Below are 26,896 nucleotides of genomic sequence, written 5' to 3'. Positions count from 1 at the left end.
CGCCTTTCCTCCGCAGCCGTCCTGACGGTGCGGTTCGGTGCCGTGGGGTGTCTCCCGTCGAGCATCGCCACCCGGCACCCCGTCACGCCTGAGTCGGATGACCCGCTCCGCAAGGGGGGATGCCCGCGCGACCACGGGGTGATGTGGGGACCGCGTCGTCGTCGCTAGCGTCCGGAGCAGCCGCCACGGGCCTCCCGGGCGGCGGACGACCGACGATCCAGGAGCGACGATGACGATCAGCATCTCGGACGCACGACCGGCGCACGACGACGGCATCGGGCGAGCGCTGCGCTCGCCGTCCGGCGGCACCGATCCCTTCGTGGTCGTCACCGGACCGGACGCGTCCGCCCGGGCGCGGGCGCTCGCGGACGTCGCCGACGCTGCCCGGGCGGACGGGAACACGGTCGTCCGGTGGCGTGCGGTGGGCGGTGACCCCGTCATCGAGGCCGCGTCGCTGGCCCCGTGGCTCGCCCTCGTCCGGGCGCACGACGCCAGGGCACCGGGGGCCACCCGCAGCGTCGTGCTCGTCGAGGACTTCGACGCGCTCCACGAGGACGCCAGGACCGTGCTGCACGATCTGCTCGCCGCACTGGCGCGGGACATCGGGACGGTCGTGGTGGTCGCCGTGCGCGAGGGCCAGGCCTTGGCGGGATCGGGCACCCGGCTGCCGTCGACCGACGTCTCCGTCACGGTCACGGCCGCCTTCACCGGGGACTTCGGTCTCGTCGACACCGAGGCCGAACGGGCCGTCCGCCGGGGCACCCGACCCGATCCGTCGCTGGTGGCGGCGGTCGAGTTCGTCCGGGCGGTCCGGTCCGGTGACGTGCACGCCGGTAGGCGGAGCGTCCTGGCCGCGCTCGGGGAGTCCGACCGGGCGGGCGCCGACGACGTCCTGGTCGCGACGCTGCACGTGCTCTGCTACCTCGGCGGGCACGACTCCTGGTGGGACGAGGCGCTGGCGCTGACCGCCGACCTCGACCTCGACCCGGTGCTGCGGCTCGCCGAGGACTGCGTGGACGGCTCCGGCCGGACCGAGCACGAGCGTGCCGCGCTGTACCGCGAGGTGCAGGCATCGGTTGCCGACGCGCGGCCCTGGAAGGCCGTGGCACTGCACATCGCGTGGACGCTGCTCGACTCGACGGATCCGCGCCGGGACCACATGGAGACGGCGCTCCGACGGACGGGCGACGCCGGGCTCCTCGGCTACTTCAGCTCGTGCCGTGCCGCCGTGACGCACTACCAGGCGGGGCGGCTCGACGCGGCGCGGGCGGCGTTCGACCACGTGCACCGAGCGGCCGAGCGCTGGCAGGCCGGGACGCTCGTCGCGCTGACGGAGGCGCTGCAGGCCCTGGTGCTCTCCGTGCAGGGCGAGCCGGAGCAGGCGGCACGGAAGGCCGACCGCGCAGCACGGTGGGCGGCGCAGCACGGCACGCCGCTGGTCGCCCGGGCTGCGGAGCACGCCCGCTCCGCGCTCGACGTCGCGACGGGACGGTTCGAGGAGGCCTACAGCCGCTCGGCGACGCGATCGGGCAGGGCGGGGCGGTGGCTCGAGAGCAGCTACGGACCGATCGAGCTGCTCGACGCGGTGGAGTCGGCTGCGCGGCTCCGCCTGGCCGACCACGGTGTCGCGCTGGTGGCCCGGGCGGAACGGGCGTTCACCGACCAGCCGACCCCGCGCCGCTCCCTGGTGCTGCTCGCCTGCCGAGCGGTCGTCGACGAGACGCACGGTGCCCGCGCCCTCTTCGAGGACGCGCTGGCCAGCGTCGACGGCGACGTCTCGCCGTTCGAGGTGGCCCGCGTCCGCCTGGCCTACGGCGAGTGGTTGCGTCGTGGGATGCACGCCCTGGAGGCCCGGGGCCAGTTCCGGATGGCGGCGCGCGCCTTCGAGGTGCTCGGTGCCGGTGACTGGCAGGCCCGCGCGGAACGCGAGCTGCGCGCAGCCGGTGCTGCCCGTCCGCTGCCGACGGCGCTGGAGGCGGTCGACCTGAGCGAACAGGAGCGCCGTGTGGCGTCCCTCGCCGCGGCCGGGCTGACCAACAAGCAGATCGCCGGGCAGCTGTACCTCTCGCCGCGCACCGTGAGCGGGCACCTGTACCGGCTGTTCCCGAAGCTCGGCGTGACGACGCGCGCCGGACTCCGGGATGCACTCCTGCGACTGGGAGGCGACGCGACGGGCGACGCCCGGACGTGACCCTGTCAGGGACACCCTCGCCGGCCGCCCGCCCCGTGGGCCCCGGATGCTCCCGCCGTCACCCGCGACACCCCGGACGGACGACCTGGGAACGTCACCGGAACCCGTCGCCGGGGTAACGGCAGGGCCCGTCGCGAGCCCGCGGTCCGTTCGTAGACTCCAGCCACCGACGAGGACTGGTGGCCGCCGTGTTGACGGACGAGGAGTTGCTCCCCCGCGGAGACGAGGTCTCCGTGCCGGTGTCCGCCGTGCCACGGAGCGGGCTGCCCATCCGTGGCCGGAGCGTCGAGCAGGCAGTCGTTGCCGATGCCCTGGCCGGTCTGGCACGGGGCGCGGGTGACGTGCTCGTCGTCCGCGGCGCTGCGGGCGTCGGCAAGTCGCGTCTGCTCGAGGACGTCGTCGACCAGGCGACCGCGGCCGGCCTCCGCGTGGCCGTCGGTCGCACGGACCGCGACGCACGTCTGATCCCGCTCGCACCGATCATGGACGCGCTCGGCGCCGGGACCCGGCCGATCTCCGACCGTGTCCGGCTCAGCGCGGTGACGCTGGACCCGGAGGCGCGGTACTGGCTCCTCCAGCAGCTCCAGGACGACCTGGAGCGGGCCGCGGCGTCGAACGGCGTGGTGGTCGTCGTCGAGGACCTGCAGTGGTGCGACACGACGACCCTGGCGGTGCTCCGATCGCTGTCGCGCCGGCTCGCCGACGTCCCCGTGCTCTGGGTCGTCGCGGTCCGGACGGAACACCAGGACCCGCCGGTCACGGCGACCGTCGACGAGCTCGCCGCGACGGGACGGCTCGTCGACCTCGACCCGCTGGACGAACAGGCCACGGCCGCGATGATCGCCGACCTCATCGGCGCGACGCCGGACGGCTCGGTCCTCCGTGCGGCGCGCCGGACGGAGCACATCCCGATCCTCGTCGCCGAACTCGTCCGCGGGCTCGTCGACGAAGGCCTGCTGGCGATCGCGGACGGTGTCGCCACGATGCCGGGCGCCGCGCTGCCGGCGAGGTTCGGTGCGTCGATCCGCGAGGGCCTCCGACGCCTGTCGAAGCCCACGCAGCAGCTCGTGCAGGTCGGAGCGACCCTGGGACGCTCGTTCTCGGTGCGGTCGTTGTCGGCGATGCTCGACCAGCCGGTGCAGCGACTGCTCCCCGGGCTGCAGGAGGCGATCGAGGCGGGGGTGCTCGTCGACGACGGCACGGACCTGTCGTTCCGCCACGACGTCCTCCGCGAGGCGGCGGAGTCGATGATCCCCGCGGCCGTCCGCGACGACCTGCTCCGGCAAGCGGTGGACGAACTCCTGCGGCAGGGTGTCCCACCGGTCTCGATCGCCGCGCGCATCGCCGCGGTGGCGCAGCGCGGGGACGTCCGGGCCGCCGAGGTCCTGCGCACGGTGGCGATCGACCTCGCGAGCACGGATCCCACCGAGGCCGGCGCGCTCGCCCTCCGCGCCGCCGACCTCGCGCACGGCACCCCGGCGTTGCCCGGCGTCGTCGTCGACGTCCTGCCGCTGCTCTGGCACAGCGGTCGGACGGCCGAGGCCCGTGCGCTGCTCGACGACCTGCAGGGGCGCCTCGCTCCGGAGGACGACGCACGCCTGCACCTCACCCTGGCGCGGCTGCAGACCGAGGGCTCGACGCCGGATGCGCTGCGGACGGTCGAGTCCGCACTGGCCCTGCCCGGCGTGAGCGCCGGTGTGCGGTCCCGTCTGCTCGCCGTCCGCGCGCTGAACCTCGCCCAGGCGGGGCGGCACGCGGACCTCGCGACCGCGCTGCGGGAGGCCCGGGCGACGAGCGACGGTGACGCGGACCCGGTCGCCGTCGCCACCTTCGAGGCCAGCGCGTCCGTGCTCGCCTTCAACGAGGGCCGGTTCGCGGACGCGACGCAGGCGATCACGTCGGCGATGAGCCGGATCGCTGCCACCGGGGGCTCGTCGAGCACCTGGTTGCCCGAGGGGCTCTGGGTGGCGTTCCTCGCGGGTGCACTCGGCGACACCGAACGGGCAGGACGCATCGCCGAGGCGAACGCCATCGAGGCCCGGCGCAACCACCTGGCGCGCCCGACCGCCGCCTGGATGATGCTGCGCACGCGGGTGCTCTTCGACCAGGGCCGTCTGGAGGACGCCAAGACGTCGGCCGAGTCGGTCCTCGACCTGGCCGAGGACCTGGAGCTCGGTCAGTTCGCCGCGCTCACGGCCGGGACGGTCCTCTTCCGCGCGGCGCTGCTGCAGGGCGACCGCTCAGCGGCCGACAGGACGCGGCACTTCGCCGAGGCCCTGCACGCCGATCCGGCCTTCGCACGCTCCGGCTCGTGGCTGCTGGCGCTCGAAGCGGACGCACACGGCGACGTTCGGGCCGCCGTCGACCGCAGCGAGGTGGCGTGGCGGAGCCTGGAGGAGCCGATCGCGTCGATGTCGAGCCCGGCCGACTTCGCCGACGACGTCCACCTGGCGCGCATCGCGATCCGTGGAGGCCGACGGGACCGACTCGAGCGGATCGAACGGGTGGCGCGACTCCGGGCTGCGGCGAACCCGGACAACGACCTGTGCGGCGGGACCTGGCTGCACGTGCACGGACTCGTCCACGACTCCGTGGAGCACCTCGGCGCGGCGGTGGAGCGGCTGCGCCGGGTCGATCGCCGGCTCGTGCTGGCTGCGGCGCTCGAGGACCTCGGGAGCGCCCTGCGGCGGCGCTCCGTGCCCGCGGCCGTCGAGGTGTGGCGGGAGGCGACGGAGCTGTTCGACGACGCCGGTGCCCTGCGCGAGGCCGAACGGTCGCGGGGACACCTGCGGGGCGTCGGCGTGACCGTCCGGGCGGCCACCGCCGACCCCGCTGCGTCGGGCGCCTCGGGACTCCCGGGGCTCACCGCTCGCGAGGCCCAGGTCGTCGAACGGGTCGCCGCCGGCCTGACGACGCAACAGATCGCGTCCGACCTGTTCATCTCGACCCACACGGTGACGAGCCACGTCCGCCACGTCTACGCGAAGTGGGGCGTGGCCTCCCGCCGGGAGCTCGCGGCGCGGTTCCGGCAGCACCGCTCCGGCTGACCGCCGCTCGGGTCACACCGGTCCCCCGTCGAACCCGGCACCGAGCGCACGAACCGCCAGGTGCGGCGCGGTGGAGAAGCCGAGCTCGATCCGCCCGGAGAACCCCGCGAACCCGGCGAGCGCTCCGGCGCGGGTGCGGGTGGCGTCGAGGAACCCGAGGTGCAGGTCGGCACGGACCCCGCCCGGGCCCGGCGTCCGGAAGCCGACGAGACGCCCCGTCACCGCGCGGTGCACCGTCGTCCCGGTCGTGCTGTCCTCGGTCCGGACCTCGTCGAAGACGCCGTCGACCGAGACCGCCACCGCGAAGTCGCGCGGCGTCAGGACGGCGGCGATCCGGGCCTCCAGGTCGGCAACGGAGGCGACCGACGCGACCGTCACCACCAGGTCGGGCGAGAACGTCGAGACGACCGCGAACGCGACCGGGTCGGCCGCGTCCGCGACCGCTGCGGCGCCGTCCGGCAGCATCCGGAAGCACCGGCGGTCGAACACGACCAGGCCATCGGCGGTGCCGGTGCCGGTACCGGCGAGCGCGCCGAGCCCGAGGGTGCCGTGCCGACCGAGGTCCGCCACGGCGACCGGGACGTGGACGGCCGGTCGTCGGTGCCGAGGATCGTCGACGACCTGCCGCGCCCACGTGGCGAGGGTCGTCAAGGACGTGGTCCTGTCATCCGTCGTCTCCCGCACCACGCACTCCTCGTCCGGCCTCGGTTCGACCGTAGGAAGTCCGCCCGCGCGGTACCAGCGCCGTTTGACTCAAGCGCTCCGGTGGGTGCGCGGCGCACGGTTGGACCATGAGTGCACGCGCGACCATGGTCTCCCCGTCCGTCCCCCCGTCCGGCACGGGGTGCGTGGAGTGCGACGCGACGGGCTCGTGGTGGGTGCACCTGCGTCGGTGCGCCGCCTGCGGCCACGTCGGCTGCTGCGACGACTCCCTGAACCGGCACGCCACCGCGCACTTCGCGGTCACCGGGCACGAGGTCATGCAGTCGTTCGAGCCGGGCGAGGGGTGGTTCTGGGACTTCGTCGCGCAGGACTTCGTGGACGGACCCCGCCTCGCCGACCCGCAGGCGCACCCGACGACCCAGTCGGTCCCGGGTCCGGCCGACCGACTCCCCCGCGACTGGTCGGAGCAGCTGGCCGAGCGACGCTGACGCCGGTCGCGGCCGGTCGCGGCCTCCCGCGACCGGTCAGGGCAGCCTGCGGTCGGTGTCGAGCGCCTCCGACCGGGCGATCACCTCGTGCATCGTGGTGTGCGACCGCACCTGGTACGACAGGTGCGCCACGGCCAGCACCACCGCCGATCCGACGCCCCACGCGATCGAACCCGGGTCGTCGACGCCGAGCTGGTCGACAAGGATGGCGACCCCGGCGCCGGCGACGATCGAGTTCACCACCGCGATCGCGGACGACATCGTGAACAGCAGCCGGTACCACGACGGGGCCCGCCCGATGTCGAGCAGCTCGTTCGCCGCGTGCCGCCCGCGGGGCATCGGGAAGTACGTGTCGGCCTCGGGCAGCAGCCGACCGTAGTAGCGACGGATCCGTTGCATCGCGGCGAGCGCGGCGACGTCCTCGAGCGAGGTCTCGACGAGGCGTTCGTAGGTGAACGCGCCGAGCAGGACGATCACCGGGATGATCGCGCCGAGGAACCCGAGCGCGAAGGGCGTGTGCGCGAGGAACCCGAAGGCGACGAGCGAGCTGGAGAGCGTGGTGAGGTACAGCGAGGAGCGACTGCTCGACTCGCTGACCGTGATGCTCCGCGCGCTCTCGAGGACGAAGTGCTCGGTCATCAGGGCGTTGAAGAAGGCGGTGGGCCGGTCCAGGGAGGTGATCGACTCCGCGGCGGTCGGCAGTGTCGTGTCGGGTTCGTCGGGCATCACGGGACTCCTCGGTCAGTCGCTCGTCGCCAGGTGGCGGTGGACGAAGGTCACGGCCATGGCGCCCTCGCCGACCGCTGCGGCGACGCGCTTGACGGACCCGGCGCGGACGTCCCCGGCGGCGAAGGACCCCGGCACGTTCGTCTCGAGCCAGAACGGACGACGCTCGAGCGGCCACTGGTCGAGCGAGCCGTCGGCGGCGTCCAGGTCCGGGCCGGTGACCAGGTACCCGAGGCGGTCACGGACCATGGGTGTCTGTTCGGCCCAGCTCGTGTCCGGTCGTCCGCCGATGCAGATGAACAACCGCGTGGCCGGCAGCGACACCGTGGCCCCGTCGCCGTCGGTCACCTCGATCGACTCGAGTCGGGTGTCTCCGTGCAGCGCCGAGACCCGGCAGCCCGTCCGGACCGTCACGTTCGGTGCGGCCGCGATCCTGGCGCTCAGGTACTCCGACATCGTGGCCGACAGCGACGCGCCCCGCACGAGCATCGTGACGTGCGCCGCGGAACGGGACAGGTTCATCGCCGCCTGGCCCGCCGAGTTCGCCCCGCCGACCACGAAGACCTGTTCGCCGGCGCAGCCGTCGGCCTCGCTCGTCCCGGCACCGTAGTAGACACCGCAGCCGAGCAGCTCCTGCTCGCGCTGCAGCCCGAGCCGACGCCACTCGACACCGGTCGCGCAGATGTTCGCGCGGGCGACGACGTGGCCGCCGTCGGCGAGGTCGGCGTGGATGCGGCCGTCGTGGAAGACCCCGCGCACGCCCTCGCGCATCACCAGGAGTTCGGCGCCGAACCGGACCGCCTGTTCCCGGGCACGCTCGGCGAGGTCCGCCCCGGCGATGCCCTCGGGGAACCCCAGGTAGTTCTCGATGAGGCTGCTCGATCCGGCCTGCCCGCCCACGGCGTCCCGCTCGAGCAGGACGACGTCGAGCCCTTCGGAGGCGGCGTACACGGCCGCGGACAGCCCGGCGGGACCGGCGCCGTAGATCGACAGGTCGTACTCCTGGCGGCGCGGAGCGTGGATCCACCCGAGCCGGTCGGCGACCTCGCGCAGGGTGGGTGCGACCAGTTCCGTGCCGTCGGGGAACACCACGAGCGGGAGCCGCGACGGATCGATCCGGACGGCACCCCCGACCCCGCCGACGTCGACCGGGAACCAGTCGAACTGCACCACGGAGCGCGACAGGAAGTCCCGCAGGGCGTAGGAGTCCGCGTCGAACGGCCGTCCGTACACACGGACGCGACGTGACGGGACCACGGCGGCGTCGGTCTCCATGGTTCCTCCGGTCCGTGCGACGACGATCGGTGCGAACTGCTGCCGCTCCCTCACGAGCACGCTACGGACTGGCGGCGCGCTGCACGTGGTCCTGCGAGGGTCTCCTTCGGTACTGGAGGCGGCGTCGGGTCGCGTCGGTCGGGATCAGCGGCGCCCACGGCGGACGGGAGGCCCGTGGCGGTGTCGCCACGGGCCTCCCGTCCGGTCTGTGGTCGCGGTCAGCCCACCCGCGCGACGCGCACGTCGACGCGGCTGAGCGCCAGGCCGTGTGCCGCGGCGGTCGCCAGGGCGACGTCGTGGACGGCGCGGGCGACCTCGGGGGCCGGGCGGAAGCCGTCGGTGCCGATGACGACGCGCAGGGCGTCGTCGTCGACGACGATCCGGAGCGGTCCGGTGCTCGTGGCGATGCTGCGGACCGCCTGCACGGCGCTCGCGACCGTCGGGCGGGAGCGGTACAGGTCGGTGACCCCGGGGACCTCGAGGACGGCGGCCTCGATCGCGGCGAGGGTCTCGTCGGTGGTGCTCATCGGGCCTCCTCCGGGTCGGTGTCGGGCTCGTCGGTGCCTGTTTCGTCGGTGACGGGCTCGGGGTCCGGCAGCAGGTCGCGGACCACGACGTCGATCGCCTCGACGAGCAGGTCGGTCTGCTCGGCCAGGGCACCGGCCACGGCGGCGCGGACCAACTCGGCGGTCGCGGGGATCGACGGCCCCGACGCGATCGCGATCTCGACGACGACCCTGATCGGGGACGCGAGTTCGGTGACGTCGCCGTCGAGGTGGCAGCGAGCCACGAGCACGCCGGGGACCTCGTCGCCGGTGCGGCGGATGAGGGACCGGATGGCTCCCTCGGTCATCACCGGGCGCTCGGTCTCGGACAGGGGGCGGAGCGGGACGTCGCGACCGGAGCGGGACTCGATCGAGATGTTCGCCAGGACGCCGCTGATCCAGGACTCGTCGGCCGGGGCCTCGTCGCGGGCGGCCGCCTCGAGCGAGCGGAGCGACGCGTGGCGGACGCGGATGATCGCGGCCAGGGCGTTCTGGCAGGCGGGCGAGTCGTCGATGCTCGGGTCCGCCGGCTGCATGCCGGCGTCGAGGTAGTCGGCGAGTTCGTCGATCGAGTGGCCGTCGAGGTCACCGCGTTCGAGGGCGTCGAGTGCTTCCGGGCTGTCGGGCAGGTCCGGCCGGATGCCGTCGTGGTCGGTCATCGCCATCCCTCCATGAGTCGGATCATGTTCTTCCTCGCTCGGGACAGCAGTCCCCGGACCGTCGAGGGTGGCAGGTCGAGTTCGGCGGCGATCTCGTCGTACCGGTACTCGAGCACCTCCTTCATGATCCAGCACCGTCGTTGGGCTTCGGGCAGTTCGGCCAGCGCACGTTCGACCGCGTCCTCGCGCGAGCGCGCCTCGGCGACCCGGTCGGGTGCGTCGTCGGCCGGGGCGGCGACCTCGAGCTCGGTGACGTCGTCGTGGACGCGCCGCGCGCGGATCCGGTCGAGGCACTTCCGGCTCAGGATGCGCATCAACCACGACTTCACGCGCGCGAGGTCCTCGAGGGAGTCGAGGCGGTCCCACGCGGTGATGAAGGTCTCCTGCACGACGTCGTCGAGTTCGTCGGTGGAACCGAGGGTCCGACGGGCGTAGGCGCGGAGCAGCGGGGTGTGGCGACGGATCAGGACCTCGAAGGCCCGGACGTCACCGTCGGACGACCGGCCGGCGAGGACCGCGTCGTCGAGCTCGGCGAGGGACTGGTGGTGCACGCGTTCCTTCTACTGGTGGTGGATGGTGAACGGCTGGGTGCGTCCGTCCACCGTCGTCGGACGGGTACTGGTGGGACGCATCACGCACCGCGTTCGTCACACACCGAAGGGGCGCACACCGGACGGTTCCGGTGCGCGCCCCTGACGTCGTGTGTGTCGGCTCGCCCTCCTGCGTGTCGGCTCGTCCTCCTGCCGGTCGGCTCGTCCTACTGCTGGATGAAGGCGAGCAGGTCGGGGTTGATGACGTCCGCGTGGGTCGTCAGCATCCCGTGCGGGTACCCCTCGTAGATCTTGAGCGTGGCGTTGCTGAGCAGCTCGGCCTGCTTGAGCGAGGCCGCCTTGTACGGCACGACCTGGTCGTCGTCGCCCTGCGTGACGAGGACCGGGACGGAGATCGCCTTGAGGTCCTCGGTCTGGTCCGTCTCCGAGAACGCCTTGATGCCCTCGTAGTGGGCCAGGGCGCTGCCCGTCATGCCCTGGCGCCACCAGTTCGCGACCACCGGGGCGGAGACCTCCACGCCGGGACGGTTGAACCCGTAGAACGGGCCCTCGGCGACGGCCTGGAAGAACTCGGCGCGGTTCGCGGCGAGGGCGCTCCGGAACCCGTCGAGCACCGAGATCGGCGTGCCCTCCGGGTTGGTGTCGCTCTGCAGCATGATCGGGGGCACCGACGAGACCAGGACGGCCTTGGCGACGCGGCCCTGGGGCTCGCCGTACTGCGCGACGTACCGTGCGACCTGGCCACCACCGGTGGAGTGCCCGATGTGGACCGCGTTCTGCAGGTCGAGGTGCTGCACGACCGCATCCGTGTCGCTCGCGTAGTGGTCCATGTCGTGACCGGTGCCGATCTGCGACGAACGCCCGTGCCCGCGGCGGTCGTGCGCGATCACCCGGTAGCCCTTGCCCAGGAAGAACAGCATCTGCGCGTCCCAGTCGTCCGACGACAGGGGCCATCCGTGGTGGAAGACGATCGGCTGCGCATCGCGCGGCCCCCAGTCCTTGTAGAAGATCTCTGCACCATCGCTCGTGGTGACGAACGCCATCGTGAACCTCCGTGAGTTTCTGCTCCACATGTGACGCGGACTGGCCGCTGCCTCCCGTTCGGCGGGAGACCGAAGCCCCTTCACCGTAGGACCGGCGCTCCGGCGACCGCTTGGGTCATTCATCCCGATCCGGCCGGGCCGGGCACGGCTTGGTGCGCGGGCGTGTGTGCACCAGAGTTGATCCCATGTCGCTCGTCACCGCCGTCTGCCGCGTCGACCGTCTGCTGCCGGACTCCGGCATCATCGGCGTCACCGCCATCGACAAGCGTCCGGTCACCGGCAGTGTCCGGGTCCGGCCGCTCGGCCTGCGCGCCGACGTGCAGGCGAACCGCAAGTACCACGGCGGTGTGGACCAGGCCGTGTACGCCTACGCCGACGAGGACGCCGCGTACTTCGCCGACCTGCTCGAGCGCGAGGTCCCGCCCGGCCTGTTCGGCGAGAACCTCCGCACCAGCGGCATCGACGTCACCGGGGCCGTGACCGGGGAACGCTGGCGGATCGGCGACACCCTCGTGCTCGAGGTGACGGTCCCCCGAACACCCTGCGGCACCTTCGCCCGGCGCATGGGGATCGACGGGTGGGTGAAGCGGTTCGCCGACGAGGGGCGGCCGGGGGCGTACTTCCGCGTCGTCAAGTCCGGTTCGGTCGCCGCGGGTGACCCGATCGAGGTGACGTACCGGCCGGAACACGGGGTGACCATCGGCGAGATCTTCGGGGACCTGGCGCCCGATCGTGCGCGGGCCGTGCTCGAGTCGGGAGAACGGCTGGCGCCGAAGGTCGTCCACGACCTGACGAAGGTCGCCGCGCGGGCCTGAGCCGGTCGAGCCGGTCGGGCCCGTCGGTCCCGATCAGCTCGGCAGCACGCCGCGCGAGGGGTCGATCGGACGCTTCGCCACGGGCAGCCCGGCCACGACCAGGTCGTAGGCGTTCGCCACGAGGTCCTCGACCAGGGTCTCGTCGATGCCGTTGCCCGGCGTCAGCGTGATCCAGTGCCGCTTGTTCATGTGCCACCCGGGCGTGATCTCGTCGTGGTCACGCACGAGCGCTGCCCCGTGCGGCGGCGCGCACTTGAGGTTCACGATCGGGGTCCCACGCACCTCGGTCACCATCACGAACATCTTGCCGACGACCTTGTAGACCACCGAGCCCTCGCCGAACGGCTGGGTCTCGACGGCCGCCGGCAACGCCAGCGCCGTGCGGCTCGCGATGTCGTGCAGCTGCCCGCCGTCCATGTGACCAGGATGCCGCAGGCCGCCGACAGCGCACCCCGTTCGGGGGCAGGTCGTGAGTGTCGATCACGTCGTAGGATCACCACGCCGCGCACCCGACGCGGCGGTCGCTCGCGCGATCACCACCAGTTCCAGGGGGAACCCGTGCGCATCATCCGTACCCTCGGCATCGCCGCCACCACCGCCGTACTCGCGACCACCGTCGTCGTCGGCGGGACCTCGACCGCGCAGGCCGCGCCGAAGTCCTACGCCAACTGCACCGCGGTGCACAAGGTGTACTCCGGCGGCATCGCCAAGAAGTCCGTCACGAAGAACAAGGTCGTCTCCGGCGGCAAGACCACCTACCGTGCGCTCAAGGGCACGGTGAAGAAGGACGACGCCCTGTACAAGGCGAACACCAAGCTCGACCGCGACAAGGACGGTATCGCCTGCGAGAAGAGCTGACGCTCCCACTCGCTCGGTGACGCCGGCAAGACACCGGTGTTCGCGTCCTGCACACCCGCACGCCGGGGTGCGATGCGCGAACACCGGTGTTTTGCGTGCCCGGCGTGCCCCGCGGCGTGGCGTGCCCCGCGGCGTGCCCGGGGCGGCGCGAGGCGCTCAGAGCGTCGGGACGCCCTCGTGCCCGGAACGGGGACGCGGAGTCCCGGCGATGCCGGTGACGACCGACCCCGCCGGCACGTCCTTCGTGACGACCGTGTTGGCACCGACGACGGAGTCCGGACCGATCGTGATCGCCCCGATCAGCGACGACCCGGCGCCGAGCACCACGCGGTCCCCCACCACCGGGTGCCGTCGGGCTCCCGGCCCGTGGTCTCCGCCGCGTCCGCCGAGAGTGACGCCGTGGAACACGAGCACGTCGTCACCGATGACCGAGGTCTCGCCGATCACGACGCCCATGCCGTGGTCGATGAAGAACCGACGGCCGATCCGTGCGCCGGGGTGGATCTCGATGCCGGTGACCGACCGTGCGACCTGCCCGAGCAGGCGGGCCGCGAACCGGGACCCGGGCAGCCCCTGCGCGTTCCAGAGACGGTGGGTCACGCGGTACGTCCAGATGGCGTGCAACCCGGAGTAGACGATCGCGTTCTCCAGGTCACCCCGGGCAGCGGGGTCACCGCGGCGTGCTGCGGACAGGTCCTCCCGGATGGTCCGCAGCACGCCTCGTCGAAGAGGACGACTCACGCAGTGAGCCCCTCGAAGAGCACCGTCGACAGGTAGCGCTCTCCGGTGTCGCACACGATGGCGACGATCCGCTTGCCGGCGTTCTCGGGGCGTGCGGCGATCTCGAGGGCCGCGTGGATGATCGCGCCGGACGAGATGCCGGACAGGATGCCCTCCTGCGTCGCCAGGGCACGGGCGACCCGGAGCGCGTCGTCGAGCTCGACGTCGAACACCTCGTCGATGACGCTCTGGTCGAGGACCTCGGGCACGAAGTTCGCGCCGATGCCCTGGATCTTGTGGGGACCGGCCTTGCCCTCGGTGAGCAGGGGCGAGTCCTTCGGCTCGACGGCGACGATCTGCACGCCGGGCACGCGCTCCTTGAGCACCTGCCCGACACCGGTGATCGTGCCGCCGGTGCCGACACCGGCGACGAACACGTCGACGTGCTCCTCGGTGTCGCGGAGGATCTCCTCCGCCGTGGTCTTCCGGTGGATCTCGGCGTTCGCAGCCGTCTCGAACTGGTGGGCGAGGATCGCGCCGGGGGTCTCCGCGACGATCGACTCGGCCTTGGCGACCGCGCCCTTCATGCCCTCGGGCCCGGGGGTCAGGACGATCTCGGCCCCGTACGCGCGGATGACCGCACGGCGCTCGACACTCATGGTCTCGGGCATCGTGATGACGACCCGGTAGCCACGGGCGGCACCGACCAGCGCGAGGGCGATGCCGGTGTTGCCGGACGAGCCCTCGACGATGGTGCCACCGGCCTGCAGCGCACCGGAGGCCTCGGCGGCGTCGATGATCGCGACGCCCAGACGGTCCTTGACGCTGGCGCCCGGGTTGTAGAACTCGAGCTTGGCGAGCACCTCGGCCCCGCCCGCCTTCGGCAGCCGGTTCAGCTTGACGAGGGGGGTGTTGCCGAACGCCTGGGAGATGTTCTCGTAGATGGTGCCGCTCATCCGGTCCGTCCTTCGCAGCTCAGGTCGCGCATCGCTCTTCCTGGAGGCGCGGTGTGCGCCCGATCCTAGCGACCGGACCCCAGGCGGTCCTGTCCGTGACGGCGCGTGCGCGCCCGGCAATTGGTCCACACGCTGTGGACCAATTGCCGCTTCCTCGGGCCATGCCGCTGCGCCCCGTCTCGTCCCACCGCGAGAGCGACAGATGCCCGCGGAAGGTTCACCGTGTTCTGTCGCTTTCGCGGGAGTGAGCACGACCAGCGCCGAGGAGAGTCGCTTTCGCGAAGCGAAACACACCGCGTCAGCGCACGAACGCCGTCCGGGCGAACCGCTCGTCGGTCGCCTCGAGCACCCGCAGCACGTTGCCGCCGGCCAGCGCCCGCAGGTCCGGCTCGCCCCAGCCGCGTCGGACGAGCTCCGCCGCGAGCACCGGGTACCGCGACACGTCCCGCAGGTCCGGCGGCAGCACCGGGGTGCCGTCGTAGTCGCCGCCGAGGCCCAGGTGCGCCACACCGGCGACGTCGCGGGCGTGCTCGACGTGGTCGGCGACGTCCGACACCGTGACCAGGGGCGGTTCGCCGGACATGCCCGACTCCTCCCAGTCCGCCCACGCCCGCGACACGAACTTCGGCACGAAGGTGATCATCACGACGCCACCGTTGTCGGCCAACCGGGCGAGCACGTCGTCGGGCACGTTCCGCGGGTGGTCGTCGATCGCGACGGTCGACGAGTGGCTGAACACGACGGGCCGGGTCGCCACGTCGAGGGTGTCCCGCATGGTTTCCGGGGCGGTGTGGGACAGGTCGACGAGCATGCCGATCCGCTCCATCTCGGCGACGATCTGCCGCCCGCGGTCGGTCAGGCCGCCGTGCGCCCGCTCCCCGGTCGCGGAGTCGGCCCAGGGGGTGTCGTCGTTGTGGGTGAGCGTCATGTAGCGGACGCCGAGCCGCGCCAGGGTCCGGAGGACCGCGAGGTCGTCACCGATCGAGTGCCCGCCCTCGGCGCCGAGCAGCGACGCGATCCGGCCGGAATCGACGGCGGCACGGACCTCGGCGGCGGTGCGGGCGAGCGCGAGGTCGTCGGGGTAGCGCTCGATGATCCGGTGCGCGAGGTCGACCTGCTGCAGCGTCGTCGTCACGGGGTCCGGGTCGTCCGCGGGCACGAACACCGACCAGAACTGCCCGACGACTCCGCCGGCACGGAGCTTCGGGATGTCGGTGTGCAGCGAGTCGGTCTCGGTGTCGATGCCCTCGACACCGGAGTCGTGGCTGTCACGACGCTCCCACGGCAGGTCGTTGTGGCCGTCGATGACCGGGAACGGGAGCGCGTCGAACGTCATCCCCCGACGCTACCGCCCACGCCGTCATGGCTAGGCTCCAACCGTGCAGCCCGTCACCCTCCGCACCGAGCGACTGGTGCTCTCGGCCCCCGACCTCGGCGACGCCGACGACGTGGTGGCCTACGCCAACGACCCCGACGTCATCGCTTCCACCCCGGTGCCGGTGCCGTACGGGCACGCCGAGGCACGGTACTGGATCACTGACGTCGTCGCGGCCGGCTGGGCGGCGGACAGCCGGTACGAGTTCGGTATCCGGCGCGCGGACGACCTCCGGCTGCTCGGCACGGTCGGGCTGTTCGCCTTCGCCGACGGGGCCGCCGAGATCGGCTACGCCATGCACCCGGACGGTCGCGGCTCCGGCATCATGACCGAGGCCGCCGAGCGCGTGCTGCAGTGGGCCTTCGCCGGTCCGCCCGAGGGACTCGGTCTCGTCCGGGTACAGTGGCGCGCGATCGCCACGAACACCGCGTCGGCCGCGGTCGCACAGCGGCTCGGGCTTCGGTTCGAAGGACGTACGCGGTCGAGCGTGCTGCACCGCGGCAGCCGGCACGACCAGTTGCTCGCCGCCGCGTTGCACGACGACGATCGGTCCACCCCGACGGTCTGGCCGACGTCGTGACCGTCTCGTTCCAGGTCGTGACGGAGCTGCCGGTTCCGCCGGAGCGCGCCTTCGCGCTCTCGCTCGACATCGGCGCGCACGAGCGATCGATGGCCGCGACCGACGAACGCGCCGTTGCCGGCACTACGGCCGGCACGATCGGCCTGGGCGAGTCCGTCACCTGGCGTGCGCGGCACTTCGGGATCGTCTGGCGGATGACGAGCAGGATCACCGCCCTGGAGGCGCCCCACCGCTTCGTCGACGAACAAGTGCGTGGGCCGTTCGCCCGGTTCCACCACGAGCACCGCTTCGAGCCGTCGGCCGGCGGCACGCGCATGGTCGACACCATCACGTTCCGCGCACCGCTCGGCCCGCTGGGCCGCCTGGCCGAGGTGCTCGCGCTGGCCCGGTACATGCCGCGGCTCATCGCCGACCGCAACGCCTCGCTCGCCGCCGAACTGCGTGCCGAGCTGCGCGCCGGATCGGACGGCGATCAGGGCGCAGCGAGCTCCCCCAACGCGTCGTAGGCGGTGGCGACGGCGTCGACCCGCACCCGGCCACCGGGACCCGAGGCGTCGTAGACGTCGTTCGTGATCGCGGCGACGACGGCGAACAGCGCGGCCATCGAGTCGAACGCCGACGGCGAGTCGACCGGGCAGAGGATCGCGGTGGCGGCGGGAGCGGCGATGACCGCGGCCGTCGGGTCGCCGAGGACGATGACGTCCGCCCCGGAGTCGACGCAGTGCCGGACGATCCGTTCGACCCCGGCGGTGTGCCGACGAACGGTCACCAGGACCACGAGGTCGTGCCGGTCGAGGTCGGCGACCTCTTCGCCGAGCCGCTGCCCGGGCGACGGACCGACCCGGACGTCGGACCGCACCTGCGCCAGCTGGGACCGCAGTTGCAGCGCGATCGGGTACGCGCCGCGTTCACCGAGGACGAGCACGCGGCGGGCACGGACGATCCGACGGGCCAGGCGCGGGCGATCCGCTCGGCCGAGGGACGCGAAGGCCGCGTCGAGGTTGCGCGCCTCGACCGCGCGCTGGTCGACGTGGGCGGCGTCCTCGGCGACCCACGGCAGGCCCGAACCCCGGGCGGACATCAGGTTCTGCCGGACCTCGGCGGCATCCTGGAACCCCAGCGACCGCACGAGTCGCGAGACCGTGGCCTTCGAGGTGCCGGACTCGGCCGCGAGTTCGGCGGAGGTGCCGACGAGCAGGAGTTCCGGGTCGTGGCGGACCATCGCGGCGACCCGACGTTCGGCGGGCGAGAGCTGCTCCCACACGGAGTCGATCCGGGCGCGGACGTCGGGGCCTGCGGTGCTCATGCGCGGGCCACCCGGTCGACGGCGACGGCCAGGGCGTCGAGGCCGAGGGCGATGTCCGGCGTCGACACGAACTCGTCGGGGTGGTGACTGATGCCGTCGGGGTTGCGGAGGAACAGCATCGCGACGTCGGTCACGAGTCCGAGCGACATCGCGTCGTGGCCGGCTCGTGAGAACAGCTCCATCGGCGCGGTCTCGCCCGTCGACACGATCCCGGCGTGGACGGCGTCCATCAGGCGGGGCGAGCAGAACACCGCGGGCGCACGGTGCACCTCGGTCGGGGTGACACTCACCCCGCGCCGTTCACCGATGAGCGTGAAGGCCTTGGTGAGTTCGTCCCAGACCTCGTCGCGCTCGTCGTCGAACTCGCCGCGCAGGTCGACGGAGAACCGTGCGAGCCCGGGGACGACGTTGACGGCTCCGGGTTCGACGGTCATCGTGCCGACGGTGCCGACCTGGTGCGATGCCCGGCAGATCCGTTCCACCGCGAGCGCGGCCTCGGCGGCGGCGAGCAGCGCGTCGTGCCGGCGCTCGTAGGGGGTGCCGCCGGCGTGCCGGGCCTCTCCCACGGCCTCGACCGAGAACCGGCGGGCACTCGCGATGCTCGTGACGACCCCGAGGGCCTGCCCGGCCTGTTCGAGGTACGGCCCCTGCTCGATGTGCGCCTCGAGGTAGCCGACCACCGACGCCGGGTCGACCGCGGCGTCGCCGACGCGCTCCGGGTCGAGGCCGAAGTCGGTGAAGGCCTGTCGGAGCGTGACGCCGTCACCGTCGGTCAGGTCCCACCAGGCGTCGTCCCAGACCCCGGCCACCGCGGACGACCCGAGCAGGGCCTTGCCGAAGCGCGTGCCCTCTTCGTCGGAGAACGCGATGACCTCGAGCGCGACGGGCAGCGGACCGTCGGCGGTGAGCCGGGCGACCGTGCGGATCGCCATGAGCACCCCGACGACGCCGTCGTACCGTCCGGCGTCCACCACGGTGTCCAGGTGCGAGCCGAGCAGCAGCACGGGGGCGTCGGGCGTCGCACCCGCGGCCCGGCCGCGCAGGTTGCCGGCGGCGTCCTGCCAGGTGGACAGTCCGGCGTCCTGCATCCAGCCCGCGACGAGGGCGTTCGCCCGGGCGTGCTCGGGCGACAGGTAGACGCGGGTGATCCGGCTCGGTTCGGCGCTGAGGGCGGCGAGCTCGTCGCACCAGCGGGCGACGAGTTCGGCGTCGGCGGTGCCCACGGCGGTGGCGTTCAGGACGGGCACGGCGCTCACGCGAGCACCTCGGCCCCGGCGGGAGCGACCGCGGCGGGGTCGTCGCGGAAGACGTCGAGGGCGGCATCGACACCGCCGCCGTGCGGGACCGCGTGCCCGGCCCGACGCAGGGTGTGCTCGAGCGCGGCCAGGGTCGTGACCACGGTGTCCTTCCGGGCGTTGTAGCCCATCGTGCCGATGCGCCAGACCCGTCCGTGCAGCGGTCCGAACGAGGTGCCGATCTCGATCCCGTGGTCGTCGAGCATCGCGCCGCGGACCTGGTCGCCGACGACGTCGGACGGGATCTCGACGGCGACGACGTTGTGCATCTTGTGGGCGACGTCGCCGAAGACCGGGAGCCCGAGGGCCTGCACCCCGGCGAGCATCGCGCGCCCGGCGGTCTCGTGGCGGGCGACGACGGCGTCGCGGCCTTCCTCGAGCAGGATGCGGGCGCACTCGTGGGCGGCGTAGAGCATCGAAGCGGCCTCGGTGTGGTGGTTCAGGCGGCGGGGGCCCCAGTAGTCGAGGATCATCGCGAGGTCGAGGTAGTTCGAGCGGATCGGTTCGTCGGCGACGTCGTCACCGGGTTCGCGGATGCCGGCCTCGACGCTCCGCCGCTCGTCGAGCACGGCCACGGCCTTGGGCGACAGCGTGACGGGTGCGCTGCCGGACGGGCCGCCGAGGCACTTCTGCAGCCCGGCGCTCACGGCGTCGATCCCCCAGGCGTCGACCTCGAGCGGGTTGCCGCCCACCGTCGCCGTGGCGTCGGTGTAGAGCAGCACGCCGTACCGCTCGCAGATCGCACCGAGTTCGTCGAGCGGCTGGTTCATCGTGGTCGAGGTGTCGCCCTGCACGACCGCCAGCACCTTCGGCCGGACGCGGGCGATGGCCGACTCGATCGCGGACGGCGTGAAGACCTGACCCCAGTCGGTCTCGATGGTGTGGACCTCGGCCCCGGCACGGCCGGCGATCTCGGCGAGCAGGTGCCCGAACCGGCCGAACACCGGCACGAGCACGCGGTCCCCCGGGGCGAGCAGTGACACCAGCACCGCTTCGATCCCCGCACGGGAGGTGCCGTCCACGAGCAGCGTCGCGTCGTTGCCGGTACCGAACACGCGGCGGTAGAGCGCCTGCGTCTCGTTCATCGTCGAGGTCATCCAGGGGTCGTACTGGCCGACGAGCGGCGTCGACAGGGCACGGAGCACGCGCGGGTCGGCGTCGATCGGGCCGGGCCCCATGAGGAGACGGGCGGGTGGGTTCACTGGGAGCATGGTGGTTCCTTCCGTTCCTGATCCGAAGATACCGGAACGATCGTTACAGGGGTGTTTCCGCCGCGAGCACGGGCCGTCCGGCCAGCTGCCCCTCGACGCCGACCACGCCGCCGTCCGCCGTGGCGATGCGACGGCCGCGGAGCCAGGTCTCGGTGACGCTGCCGCGCACGCGGAGCCCGTCGAACGCGGACACCGGGTTGCGGTGCTCGAGCCCGGCGACGTCGACGACGGACTCGGCGGACGGGTCGAACACGGCGAAGTGCGCCAGGGCACCGGGAGCGATCACCGCGCGGTCGCGCAGCCCGACCAGGGCGGCCGGACCGGTCGTGAACAGCGGGAGCAGCGCCTCGAGCGGGATCCCGCGACGCTCGGCCTCGGTCCACACCGCCCGGAACCCGACCTGCAGGCCGGCGACCCCGCCCCAGGCCAGACCCCAGTCGTCGGTCTTCAGGTCGGCGGTGGAGGGCGAGTGGTCCGACACGACGAGGTCGATCGTGCCGTCGAGCACGCCGGCCCACAGCGCGTCGCGGTTGGCGTCGTCGCGGATCGGTGGGCAGCACTTGTAGGCGGTCGCGCCGTCCGGGATCGTGCCCGCCTCGAACGACAGGTAGTGCGGGCACGTCTCGACCGTGATCCGGACGCCGTCGTCCTTCGCCGCGCGGAGCATCGGCAGCGCGCCCGCGTCGGACAGGTGCAGCACGTGCACCCGCGCACCGGTCGCCCGGGCGCCGTCGATGACCTGCGCGATCGCGGACCGTTCGGCGGCGACGGGCCGGGTGGCCAGGAAGTCGGCGTACCGGCCGCCGAGCGCCCGGTGCGGCACGAGGTGTTCCGGGTCCTCGGCGTGCACGATCAGCAGGGCGTCGATCCGGGCGACCTCGGCGATCGCGGCGCGGAGCTGCTCGGGATCGAGGTGCGGGAACTCGTCGACACCGCTCGGCGCCGTGAAGCACTTGAACCCGAAGACGCCGGCGTCGTGCAGGGCGTCGAGCGACCCGAGACTCGCGGGAACCGCGCCACCCCAGAACCCGACGTCGACCGCCACCCGGCCCTCGGCACTCGCACGCTTGACGGCGAGCGCCTCGACCGTGGTGGTCGCGGGGATCGAGTTGAGCGGCATGTCCACGATGGTCGTGACGCCGCCCATCGCAGCGGCCCGGGTCGCGGACGCGAAGCCCTCCCACTCGGTGCGACCGGGCTCGTTGACGTGCACGTGGGTGTCGACGAGTCCGGGGAGCAGCACCTGCCCGGCCGGCACGGTGTGGTCCTGCACGGCGTCGACGACCGTGTCGACGGGCAGGACGCCGGTGACCCGGCCGTCGTGGACGACGACCGCGGCAGGACGGAACGCCCCGTCGACCCAGGCTCGCTGCGCGCGGACGACCAGGTCTGCCGTGTCGCCCGCCGGGAGGCCCGTCACGCGCCCGCCCCGGCCGTCGCGACCGCCGCCGGATGGCGTTCGAAGCCCGCCAGCAGCCCCGACATGGCCTTCACCGGCGGCAGGGCGTACTCGCCGCGCTTGCCCGTGGACAACCCGAGCCGGACGAGCGACTCCGCCAGGACCGTGGCCGCCGCGACGCCGTCGACGACCGGTGCCCCGATGGCCAGCGAGACCTCGGCGCAGAAGTCGGCCATGCCCGCGCACCCGAGCACGACGGCATCGGCTCCCCCGTCGATGACCGCTCGGCACTCCTCGATCACGAGCGCCCGTGCACCGGACTCGGGGTCGTCCAGCTCGAGCACCGGGACCTCGCACGCCCGGATCTCCGTGACGAGCGGGGCGAAGCCGTAGCGCTGGGCGAGCTCGTGGGCGCGGCCGGTCGTCCGCGCCAGGGTGGTGACGACGCCGAACCGGCGGCCGAGCATCGCGGCGGCGTGGAACCCGGCCTCCGCGATCCCGATCACCGGCACCGTCGCGAGCTCCCGCGCGGCGTCGAGCCCCGGGTCCCCGAAGCAGGCGACGACGAACGCGTCCACCCCGTCCTGCTCGCCGCGGGCGATCTGCTCGAGCAGCCCGGGCACGGCCAGGGCCTCTTCGTAGTGGCTCTCGATCGAGGCCGGCCCCATCGAGGGTTCGACCGCTTCGACCAGCGTGCCGGGAGCGGCGGCGGCCTGGGCCGCGACGCCGATCGCCCGCGTCATCGACGCGGTGGTGTTGGGGTTGACGACGCGGATGCGCATCGGGGTCCTTCCGGTGGAGCGAGTGGAGCGGTGGAACCGGTGGTGCTGGGTGGTGACCATCGTGGCGGAGGCGGGGCGGGCCTCCCGGCCGTGGTCTGGATCTGTGGACGGCCGAGCGCCGCGACCCGCCCTGTGGAGGACGGGCCGCGACGCCGGCGGTCAGGCGCGACCGACGGCCGCGCCGTCGTCGACCGAGGGGTCGTCCGCGTCGAGCACGGGCATGCTCGGCCGGACACGCTCGAGCGCCCAGAAGACGACGAGGCTCAGGCCGCACCCGATGAACCAGCTGTAGCTCGACAGCCACGGCAGCACGCCGAGTGCCGGGGGCAGGACCGCGCTCGCCACCGAGATCGCGCCGGTGACCGCGAGGGTCCAGATGGCGTTCGGGTTGAACCCGCCGCGGTACCAGTACCGGGCGGTGCGGCTCGTGGAGTACATGTCGTCGATCGCGATGCGCTGCTTGCCGACGATGTAGTAGCCCGCGATGAGGATGCCGAACAGCGGGCCGATCAGCGCACCGAGCACCCCGAGCGTGTACAGGATCGCCTGGTCGTTGCCGTACCAGTTCCACGGGGTGAGGAGCACGGAGCCGACCGCGGCGATCATGCCACCGGCCCGCCACGAGATCTTCCGGGGTGCCACGTTCGAGAAGTCGAACGCGGGGCTGATGAAGTTCGCGACGATGTTGATGCCGACGGTCGCCGTGACGAAGGTCAGGCCACCGAGCAGGATCGCGAAGGGTGCTCCGATGGCCTGCACGGTCTCGATCGGGTCGGTGATGAGCTTGCCGAACACCGGCACCGTCGCACTGGCGCAGAGCACCGTCAGGACCGAGAAGAACAGGAAGTTGATCGGCAGACCCCAGAAGTTGCCGCGCTTGACCGCACGGAACGACCGACCGTAGCGCGAGAAGTCACCGAAGTTCAGCATCGGGCCGGAGAAGTAGCTGACCACCAGGGCGACCGCGGACAGCATCACCGGGATCGACGCCCCGAACGACAGCGGCTCGCCGGCCGACAGGGTGAACGAGATGTTGCCGACGCCCGCCTGGCTGACCAGGTAGACCGCGAGCACGATCATCACCACGTAGACCGCCGGTCCGGCCCAGTCGATGAATCGCTTGATCGCCTCCATGCCCATCCAGAACAGCGCGCCCTGCGCCACCCAGAGGATCGCGTACGAGATCCAGCCCAGGGCCGACAGCCCGAGGAACGAGTGGTCGAGCAGCCCCGCGGACGCCGGGATGAACTTGAGGAAGATGATGTTCAGCGACTGGGCGGCGAGGAAGGTCTGCACGCCGTACCAAGCCATCGCGATGAGGCCGCGGATGATGGCGGGGACGTTCGCGCCGAGCACGCCGAACACCGCGCGGTTGATCACCGGGTACGGCACACCGGTGCGCTGCGACGGCTTCGCGACCAGGTTGGCGAAGACCTGCACGATGAGGATGCCGACCACCAGGGCGATGAGCACCTGCCAGCTCGCGATCCCGAGGGCGAAGAGCGACCCGGCGGTGACGTAGCCGCCGACCGAGTGCACGTCGGACATCCAGAAGGCGAAGAAGTTGTAGCTCGTCCAGCGCTGCTCGCGCAGCGGGGCGAGGTCCTCGTTCGTGAGCGCCGGGTCGTACCCGGGCTTGACGACACCGGCACCCGCTGGGGCGGGAGCGGCGGTCGTGGTGGGGGCGTGGGGCGCGGCGACTGGTGTCGCGATGTCGGTAGCCATGGCGTCCTCCGAGGGAGTGGGAAGCGGGGCGGTGCGTGCTTGAGCACGAAGCTACGGAGCGACTTCGCCCCCGCCGTTTCCCTCGTGTAACGGTCGTGTGTCCCGCACCCCGTCCTGGAACGACCGTTCCGAGACGGTGGTCGAGACCGGCGCCGACCGCTCCCGGTGCCGCGCGCGGAGCCGCGGTGCGGCTTGCCGCATCGATGGGCACCGACCCCGCACGGACCCCGCCCCGACCCGAGCCGCGGGGACCCCCGGTGGTACGAATCGACCATGAGCAGGGGAATCAGGATCGACCACGTGGGCGTCACGGTGCCGGACATCGACGCAGCCACGCAGTTCTTCGAGGCGGCGTTCGACGCCGTCGTCCTGTACGACATGCGGCGTCGTGACGAGACGCCGAACAGCAGTTCCGAGGCGCACGGCTACCTCGGCATCCCGAGCACCATGGCGCAGGGGGCCATGCGGATGCTCGCGCTGCCGGAGGGGCCGGGGCTCGAGCTGTTCGAGTACCTGGGGCCCGAGCAGCGGAACGCCGCACACCCGTCCGACCTGGGGTGGCAGCACCTGGCGATGTACGCCGACGACCTGGACGAGACGCTCGCCCGGGTCGAGTCAGCCGGCGGTACCCGGAATTCCGACCCGCGCGACCTGCGTGGCGACGAGGCGGGGGCCGGCAACCGGTTCGTCTACACGCGCACGCCGTGGGGGTCGACACTCGAGCTCGTCAGCTACCCGACGCCGCAGCCGTACCTGGTGTACGCGCCGCGGCCGAAGTGGGCGCCGTGGCCGATGCCCGACGACGTCTACCCGGTGCCGGCACCCGCCGTGCACTGACGACCGACCGCCACACCGACCGACCAACACACCGACCGACAGACCGTCCTCTCAGTGGCGGGGCACCTGCCCCGTCCGCCGCACGGCCCGTTCGAGCAGTTCGACGTCGATCCCGACGTGCTGCCGGGCGATCACGCCCGCCTCGGGCGCCCGCCCCGAACACACCGCGTCCACCAGCAGTTCGTGCTCGTGGAGCGCGCGGGTCTCCATCTCCGCCATGCCCTCGGCCGTGCCCCACAGGTGCGCCGGAGCGGCGATGGAGATCTGCGCCTCCAACCCGGCGAGCGCCGTCCGCAGGGCGTCGTTCCGCGCGGCGTCGATGATCGTCCGGTGCAGCACGGCGTCGGCCTGCTGCTTCTCGAGGCCCGAGGTGGCGTCGCGGAACACCTCGAGCCGTGCACGGATCAGGGCGGCGTCGTCCGGGGTGACCCGTTCCGCGGCGGCCGTCGCGAGCGCCCCGTGCAGCAGCGCGATGGCGTCGGCGGTGTCCTGGATCGCCTCCCACCGGGCGAGCAGCACCCGTCCGACGGCGTCCGATGAGCTGTCCGGCCACTCGGTGCGGACGAACGTCCCGCCGCCCCGGCCTCGACGGGTCTCGAGCAGCCCCCGTTCGACGAGCCGGGCGATCGCACCGCGCACGGTGACCCGGGCGACGCCGAGCAGGCCGGCGAGTTCGCGTTCCGGCGGCAGGTTCGCGCCGGGCAGGTACTCGCCCACGGCGACGGCGGTCACGAGGCGGTCCTCGACCTCGTCGACGCGCGTCTCGGTCGCACGATCGGACACACGGACCCCCTTCGCGGTGTTACGACCACGTTAAGGCAGCAGAAAAGGTATTGCGTGGGACCTTTTTCGGCTCCATGCTGACCCCCATGTCCAGCATCACCGAATCCACGATGCCGTTCCGCGACGGCGAGACCTGGTACCGGGTCACCACGCCCGACACCCCGGTCGCGGGCGCGCTGCCCCTCGTCGTCCTGCACGGCGGGCCCGGCATGGCCCACGACTACCTCCGGAACCTCGCGGCCCTGGCCGACGAGACCGGCCGGACCGTCGTCCACCACGACCAGTTCGGCTGCGGCCGGAGCAGCCACCGCCCGGACGCGCCGGTCGACACCTGGCAGCCGCAGCTGTTCGTCGACGAGTACGCCGCCCTGGTCGAACACCTCGGGCTCGGCGACCACCACGTGCTCGGGCAGTCGTGGGGCGGCATGCTCGGCGCCGAGATCGCGGTGCAGCAGCCCGCGGGGCTCCGGTCGCTGGCGATCTGCAACTCCCCCGCGTCGATGCAGCTCTGGGTCGACGGCGCCGCCGAGCTCCGCGCGCAGCTGCCCGCCGACGTGCAGGACGCCCTGACCCGGCACGAGACGGCCGGCACCGTCGACGACCCCGAGTACCTGGCGGCGACGCAGGTCTTCTACGAGCGGCACGTCTGCCGCGTGGTGCCGATGCCGCAGGACTTCGTCGACTCCGAGGAGCAGATGGAGCGCGAGCCGACGGTCTACCACACGATGAACGGCCCGAACGAGTTCCACGTCATCGGCACGATGCGCGACTGGACCATCGTCGACCGGCTCGACCGCGTCGCCGTGCCGACGCTCGTCGTCGCCGGCGAGCACGACGAGGCCACGCCCGCCACGTGGGCGCCGTTCGTCGAGCGGATCGCCGACGTCCGGCAGCACGTCTTCCCCGGTGCGAGCCACTGCTCGCACCTGGAACAGCCGGCGGAGTTCCGCCGGGTCGTCGCGGCCTTCCTGGCCGCGCACGACGACGCCTGACCCGGCCACCTTCGGTCTGGAGGCGCGGGACGGGCCCGCCCCGCGCCTCCAGGCAAGCAGTCCCCACCCCTTTC

The 26,896-nt window shown here is 72.7% G+C and carries 27 protein-coding genes; 9 read left to right on the top strand and 18 right to left on the bottom strand.

All coding sequences use genetic code 11. The features are described 5' to 3' along the window. Positions 1–229: 229 nt before the first annotated feature. On the top strand, positions 230–2,191 hold the full coding sequence (locus tag DEJ05_RS14755) for a LuxR family transcriptional regulator (RefSeq protein WP_111110794.1): 1,962 nt from the start codon (positions 230–232) through the stop codon (positions 2,189–2,191). Between the two features lie 179 nt (positions 2,192–2,370). Further along, positions 2,371–5,238, top strand: coding sequence for an AAA family ATPase (locus DEJ05_RS14750; protein WP_111110792.1), 2,868 nt, complete (start codon positions 2,371–2,373; stop codon positions 5,236–5,238). A gap of 12 nt (positions 5,239–5,250) precedes the next feature. Here the strand turns inward: DEJ05_RS14750 and DEJ05_RS14745 are convergent, their stop codons facing one another. Further along, positions 5,251–5,889: an acetolactate decarboxylase gene (locus tag DEJ05_RS14745; RefSeq protein ID WP_181440736.1), complete on the bottom strand. Its 639-nt coding sequence runs from the start codon at positions 5,887–5,889 to the stop codon at positions 5,251–5,253. A 140-nt stretch (positions 5,890–6,029) separates the two neighbouring features. Between DEJ05_RS14745 and DEJ05_RS14740 the strand changes: the two genes are divergently transcribed. Then, positions 6,030–6,389, top strand: a complete 360-nt coding sequence (locus tag DEJ05_RS14740; protein ID WP_111022178.1) for a UBP-type zinc finger domain-containing protein — start codon at positions 6,030–6,032, stop codon at positions 6,387–6,389. A 36-nt stretch (positions 6,390–6,425) separates the two neighbouring features. Here DEJ05_RS14740 and DEJ05_RS14735 read toward each other — a convergent pair whose 3' ends face one another. From DEJ05_RS14735 to DEJ05_RS14710, 6 genes are all read right to left on the bottom strand, one after another. Further along, positions 6,426–7,115, bottom strand: a complete 690-nt coding sequence (locus tag DEJ05_RS14735) for a hypothetical protein (protein WP_110863464.1) — start codon at positions 7,113–7,115, stop codon at positions 6,426–6,428. A 15-nt stretch (positions 7,116–7,130) separates the two neighbouring features. Further along, the gene (locus tag DEJ05_RS14730) at positions 7,131–8,444 is read right to left on the bottom strand and encodes an NAD(P)/FAD-dependent oxidoreductase (protein ID WP_220037035.1); all 1,314 of its coding nucleotides are present in this window, start codon (positions 8,442–8,444) and stop codon (positions 7,131–7,133) included. A gap of 164 nt (positions 8,445–8,608) precedes the next feature. After that, on the bottom strand, positions 8,609–8,917 hold the full coding sequence (locus DEJ05_RS14725; RefSeq protein WP_110863466.1) for a hypothetical protein: 309 nt from the start codon (positions 8,915–8,917) through the stop codon (positions 8,609–8,611). Further along, the gene (locus DEJ05_RS14720) at positions 8,914–9,594 is read right to left on the bottom strand and encodes a hypothetical protein (protein ID WP_146245115.1); all 681 of its coding nucleotides are present in this window, start codon (positions 9,592–9,594) and stop codon (positions 8,914–8,916) included. Before DEJ05_RS14720 ends, DEJ05_RS14725 begins: the two co-directional genes overlap by 4 nt. Further along, on the bottom strand, positions 9,591–10,145 hold the full coding sequence (locus DEJ05_RS14715; protein WP_027466268.1) for an RNA polymerase sigma factor: 555 nt from the start codon (positions 10,143–10,145) through the stop codon (positions 9,591–9,593). The genes DEJ05_RS14720 and DEJ05_RS14715 overlap by 4 nt, the downstream gene beginning before the upstream one ends. Before the next feature lie 206 nt (positions 10,146–10,351). Then, on the bottom strand, positions 10,352–11,188 hold the full coding sequence (locus tag DEJ05_RS14710) for an alpha/beta fold hydrolase (RefSeq protein WP_111046741.1): 837 nt from the start codon (positions 11,186–11,188) through the stop codon (positions 10,352–10,354). 185 nt (positions 11,189–11,373) lie between these two features. On the opposite strand from DEJ05_RS14710, the gene DEJ05_RS14705 reads away from it, so the two are divergent. Then, a complete protein-coding gene (locus DEJ05_RS14705; protein ID WP_111087394.1) occupies positions 11,374–12,003 on the top strand; it encodes an MOSC domain-containing protein in 630 nt (209 codons plus the stop codon). A gap of 33 nt (positions 12,004–12,036) precedes the next feature. Here the strand turns inward: DEJ05_RS14705 and DEJ05_RS14700 are convergent, their stop codons facing one another. Then, positions 12,037–12,420 (bottom strand): MmcQ/YjbR family DNA-binding protein, encoded by a 384-nt coding sequence (locus DEJ05_RS14700; protein WP_111110786.1) that lies wholly within the window; start codon positions 12,418–12,420, stop codon positions 12,037–12,039. A 141-nt stretch (positions 12,421–12,561) separates the two neighbouring features. Between DEJ05_RS14700 and DEJ05_RS14695 the strand changes: the two genes are divergently transcribed. Continuing rightward, the gene (locus DEJ05_RS14695) at positions 12,562–12,861 is read left to right on the top strand and encodes an excalibur calcium-binding domain-containing protein (RefSeq protein WP_220037034.1); all 300 of its coding nucleotides are present in this window, start codon (positions 12,562–12,564) and stop codon (positions 12,859–12,861) included. 156 nt (positions 12,862–13,017) lie between these two features. On the opposite strand, the gene epsC is transcribed toward DEJ05_RS14695, so the two are convergent. The 3 genes from epsC to DEJ05_RS14680 form a co-directional block, all read right to left on the bottom strand. Then, positions 13,018–13,578 (bottom strand): serine O-acetyltransferase EpsC, encoded by a 561-nt coding sequence (gene epsC, locus DEJ05_RS14690; RefSeq protein WP_111110782.1) that lies wholly within the window; start codon positions 13,576–13,578, stop codon positions 13,018–13,020. A gap of 20 nt (positions 13,579–13,598) precedes the next feature. Beyond that, positions 13,599–14,537, bottom strand: coding sequence for a cysteine synthase A (gene cysK, locus DEJ05_RS14685; RefSeq protein ID WP_027466262.1), 939 nt, complete (start codon positions 14,535–14,537; stop codon positions 13,599–13,601). Positions 14,538–14,835: 298 nt separating this feature from the next. Further along, on the bottom strand, positions 14,836–15,873 hold the full coding sequence (locus DEJ05_RS14680) for a dipeptidase (protein ID WP_111029318.1): 1,038 nt from the start codon (positions 15,871–15,873) through the stop codon (positions 14,836–14,838). A gap of 43 nt (positions 15,874–15,916) precedes the next feature. Here DEJ05_RS14680 and DEJ05_RS14675 point away from each other — a divergent pair, with 43 nt between their 5' ends. Next, positions 15,917–16,492 carry a GNAT family N-acetyltransferase gene (locus DEJ05_RS14675; RefSeq protein WP_111029317.1) on the top strand — a complete coding sequence of 192 codons (576 nt, stop codon included), beginning with the start codon at positions 15,917–15,919 and terminating at the stop codon, positions 16,490–16,492. Beyond that, a complete protein-coding gene (locus DEJ05_RS14670) occupies positions 16,489–16,998 on the top strand; it encodes an SRPBCC family protein (protein WP_111029316.1) in 510 nt (169 codons plus the stop codon). The genes DEJ05_RS14675 and DEJ05_RS14670 overlap by 4 nt, the downstream gene beginning before the upstream one ends. On the opposite strand, the gene DEJ05_RS14665 is transcribed toward DEJ05_RS14670, so the two are convergent. The 6 genes from DEJ05_RS14665 to DEJ05_RS14640 form a co-directional block, all read right to left on the bottom strand. Further along, the gene (locus DEJ05_RS14665; protein ID WP_111029315.1) at positions 16,965–17,798 is read right to left on the bottom strand and encodes a MurR/RpiR family transcriptional regulator; all 834 of its coding nucleotides are present in this window, start codon (positions 17,796–17,798) and stop codon (positions 16,965–16,967) included. The genes DEJ05_RS14670 and DEJ05_RS14665 overlap by 34 nt on opposite strands. Continuing rightward, positions 17,795–19,054, bottom strand: coding sequence for an allantoate amidohydrolase (locus DEJ05_RS14660; protein ID WP_111029314.1), 1,260 nt, complete (start codon positions 19,052–19,054; stop codon positions 17,795–17,797). The genes DEJ05_RS14665 and DEJ05_RS14660 overlap by 4 nt, the downstream gene beginning before the upstream one ends. Continuing rightward, on the bottom strand, positions 19,051–20,304 hold the full coding sequence (locus tag DEJ05_RS14655) for an alanine--glyoxylate aminotransferase family protein (RefSeq protein WP_111029313.1): 1,254 nt from the start codon (positions 20,302–20,304) through the stop codon (positions 19,051–19,053). The genes DEJ05_RS14660 and DEJ05_RS14655 overlap by 4 nt, the downstream gene beginning before the upstream one ends. A gap of 43 nt (positions 20,305–20,347) precedes the next feature. Further along, positions 20,348–21,724, bottom strand: a complete 1,377-nt coding sequence (gene allB, locus DEJ05_RS14650; protein WP_220034798.1) for an allantoinase AllB — start codon at positions 21,722–21,724, stop codon at positions 20,348–20,350. After that, complete coding sequence (locus DEJ05_RS14645) at positions 21,721–22,485, bottom strand: aspartate/glutamate racemase family protein (RefSeq protein ID WP_111029312.1); 765 nt, start codon at positions 22,483–22,485, stop codon at positions 21,721–21,723. The genes allB and DEJ05_RS14645 overlap by 4 nt, the downstream gene beginning before the upstream one ends. Positions 22,486–22,644: 159 nt before the next feature. Continuing rightward, a complete protein-coding gene (locus tag DEJ05_RS14640; protein WP_111110780.1) occupies positions 22,645–24,210 on the bottom strand; it encodes an NCS1 family nucleobase:cation symporter-1 in 1,566 nt (521 codons plus the stop codon). Between the two features lie 273 nt (positions 24,211–24,483). Here DEJ05_RS14640 and DEJ05_RS14635 point away from each other — a divergent pair, with 273 nt between their 5' ends. Beyond that, the gene (locus DEJ05_RS14635) at positions 24,484–25,047 is read left to right on the top strand and encodes a VOC family protein (protein WP_071405071.1); all 564 of its coding nucleotides are present in this window, start codon (positions 24,484–24,486) and stop codon (positions 25,045–25,047) included. A 51-nt stretch (positions 25,048–25,098) separates the two neighbouring features. Here the strand turns inward: DEJ05_RS14635 and DEJ05_RS14630 are convergent, their stop codons facing one another. After that, entirely contained in the window at positions 25,099–25,830 is a 732-nt protein-coding gene (locus DEJ05_RS14630) for a FadR/GntR family transcriptional regulator (protein ID WP_111110778.1), read from the bottom strand. 86 nt (positions 25,831–25,916) lie between these two features. Between DEJ05_RS14630 and DEJ05_RS14625 the strand changes: the two genes are divergently transcribed. Continuing rightward, on the top strand, positions 25,917–26,822 hold the full coding sequence (locus DEJ05_RS14625; RefSeq protein WP_228513218.1) for a proline iminopeptidase-family hydrolase: 906 nt from the start codon (positions 25,917–25,919) through the stop codon (positions 26,820–26,822). Positions 26,823–26,896 lie beyond the last annotated feature (74 nt).

The organism is Curtobacterium sp. MCLR17_045 (assembly GCF_003234405.1).
Taxonomy (GTDB): domain Bacteria; phylum Actinomycetota; class Actinomycetes; order Actinomycetales; family Microbacteriaceae; genus Curtobacterium; species Curtobacterium flaccumfaciens.
The sequence above is the reverse complement of the archived record's forward strand: the minus strand, read 5'-3'. Positions and strand labels throughout refer to the sequence as shown.

Bases quoted from the DNA above. Each gene is read 5' to 3' on its own strand.
- DEJ05_RS14755 (WP_111110794.1), top strand. From the start codon at position 230: ATGACGATCAGCATCTCGGACGCACGACCGGCGCACGACGACGGCATC.
- DEJ05_RS14740 (WP_111022178.1), top strand. From the start codon at position 6,030: ATGAGTGCACGCGCGACCATGGTCTCCCCGTCCGTCCCCCCGTCCGGC.
- DEJ05_RS14735 (WP_110863464.1), bottom strand. From the start codon at position 7,115: ATGCCCGACGAACCCGACACGACACTGCCGACCGCCGCGGAGTCGATC.
- DEJ05_RS14725 (WP_110863466.1), bottom strand. From the start codon at position 8,917: ATGAGCACCACCGACGAGACCCTCGCCGCGATCGAGGCCGCCGTCCTC.
- DEJ05_RS14720 (WP_146245115.1), bottom strand. From the start codon at position 9,594: ATGACCGACCACGACGGCATCCGGCCGGACCTGCCCGACAGCCCGGAA.
- DEJ05_RS14710 (WP_111046741.1), bottom strand. From the start codon at position 11,188: ATGGCGTTCGTCACCACGAGCGATGGTGCAGAGATCTTCTACAAGGAC.
- DEJ05_RS14705 (WP_111087394.1), top strand. From the start codon at position 11,374: ATGTCGCTCGTCACCGCCGTCTGCCGCGTCGACCGTCTGCTGCCGGAC.
- DEJ05_RS14700 (WP_111110786.1), bottom strand. From the start codon at position 12,420: ATGGACGGCGGGCAGCTGCACGACATCGCGAGCCGCACGGCGCTGGCG.
- cysK (WP_027466262.1), bottom strand. From the start codon at position 14,537: ATGAGCGGCACCATCTACGAGAACATCTCCCAGGCGTTCGGCAACACC.
- DEJ05_RS14680 (WP_111029318.1), bottom strand. From the start codon at position 15,873: ATGACGTTCGACGCGCTCCCGTTCCCGGTCATCGACGGCCACAACGAC.
- DEJ05_RS14665 (WP_111029315.1), bottom strand. From the start codon at position 17,798: ATGAGCACCGCAGGCCCCGACGTCCGCGCCCGGATCGACTCCGTGTGG.
- DEJ05_RS14655 (WP_111029313.1), bottom strand. From the start codon at position 20,304: ATGCTCCCAGTGAACCCACCCGCCCGTCTCCTCATGGGGCCCGGCCCG.
- DEJ05_RS14645 (WP_111029312.1), bottom strand. From the start codon at position 22,485: ATGCGCATCCGCGTCGTCAACCCCAACACCACCGCGTCGATGACGCGG.
- DEJ05_RS14640 (WP_111110780.1), bottom strand. From the start codon at position 24,210: ATGGCTACCGACATCGCGACACCAGTCGCCGCGCCCCACGCCCCCACC.
- DEJ05_RS14635 (WP_071405071.1), top strand. From the start codon at position 24,484: ATGAGCAGGGGAATCAGGATCGACCACGTGGGCGTCACGGTGCCGGAC.
- DEJ05_RS14625 (WP_228513218.1), top strand. From the start codon at position 25,917: ATGTCCAGCATCACCGAATCCACGATGCCGTTCCGCGACGGCGAGACC.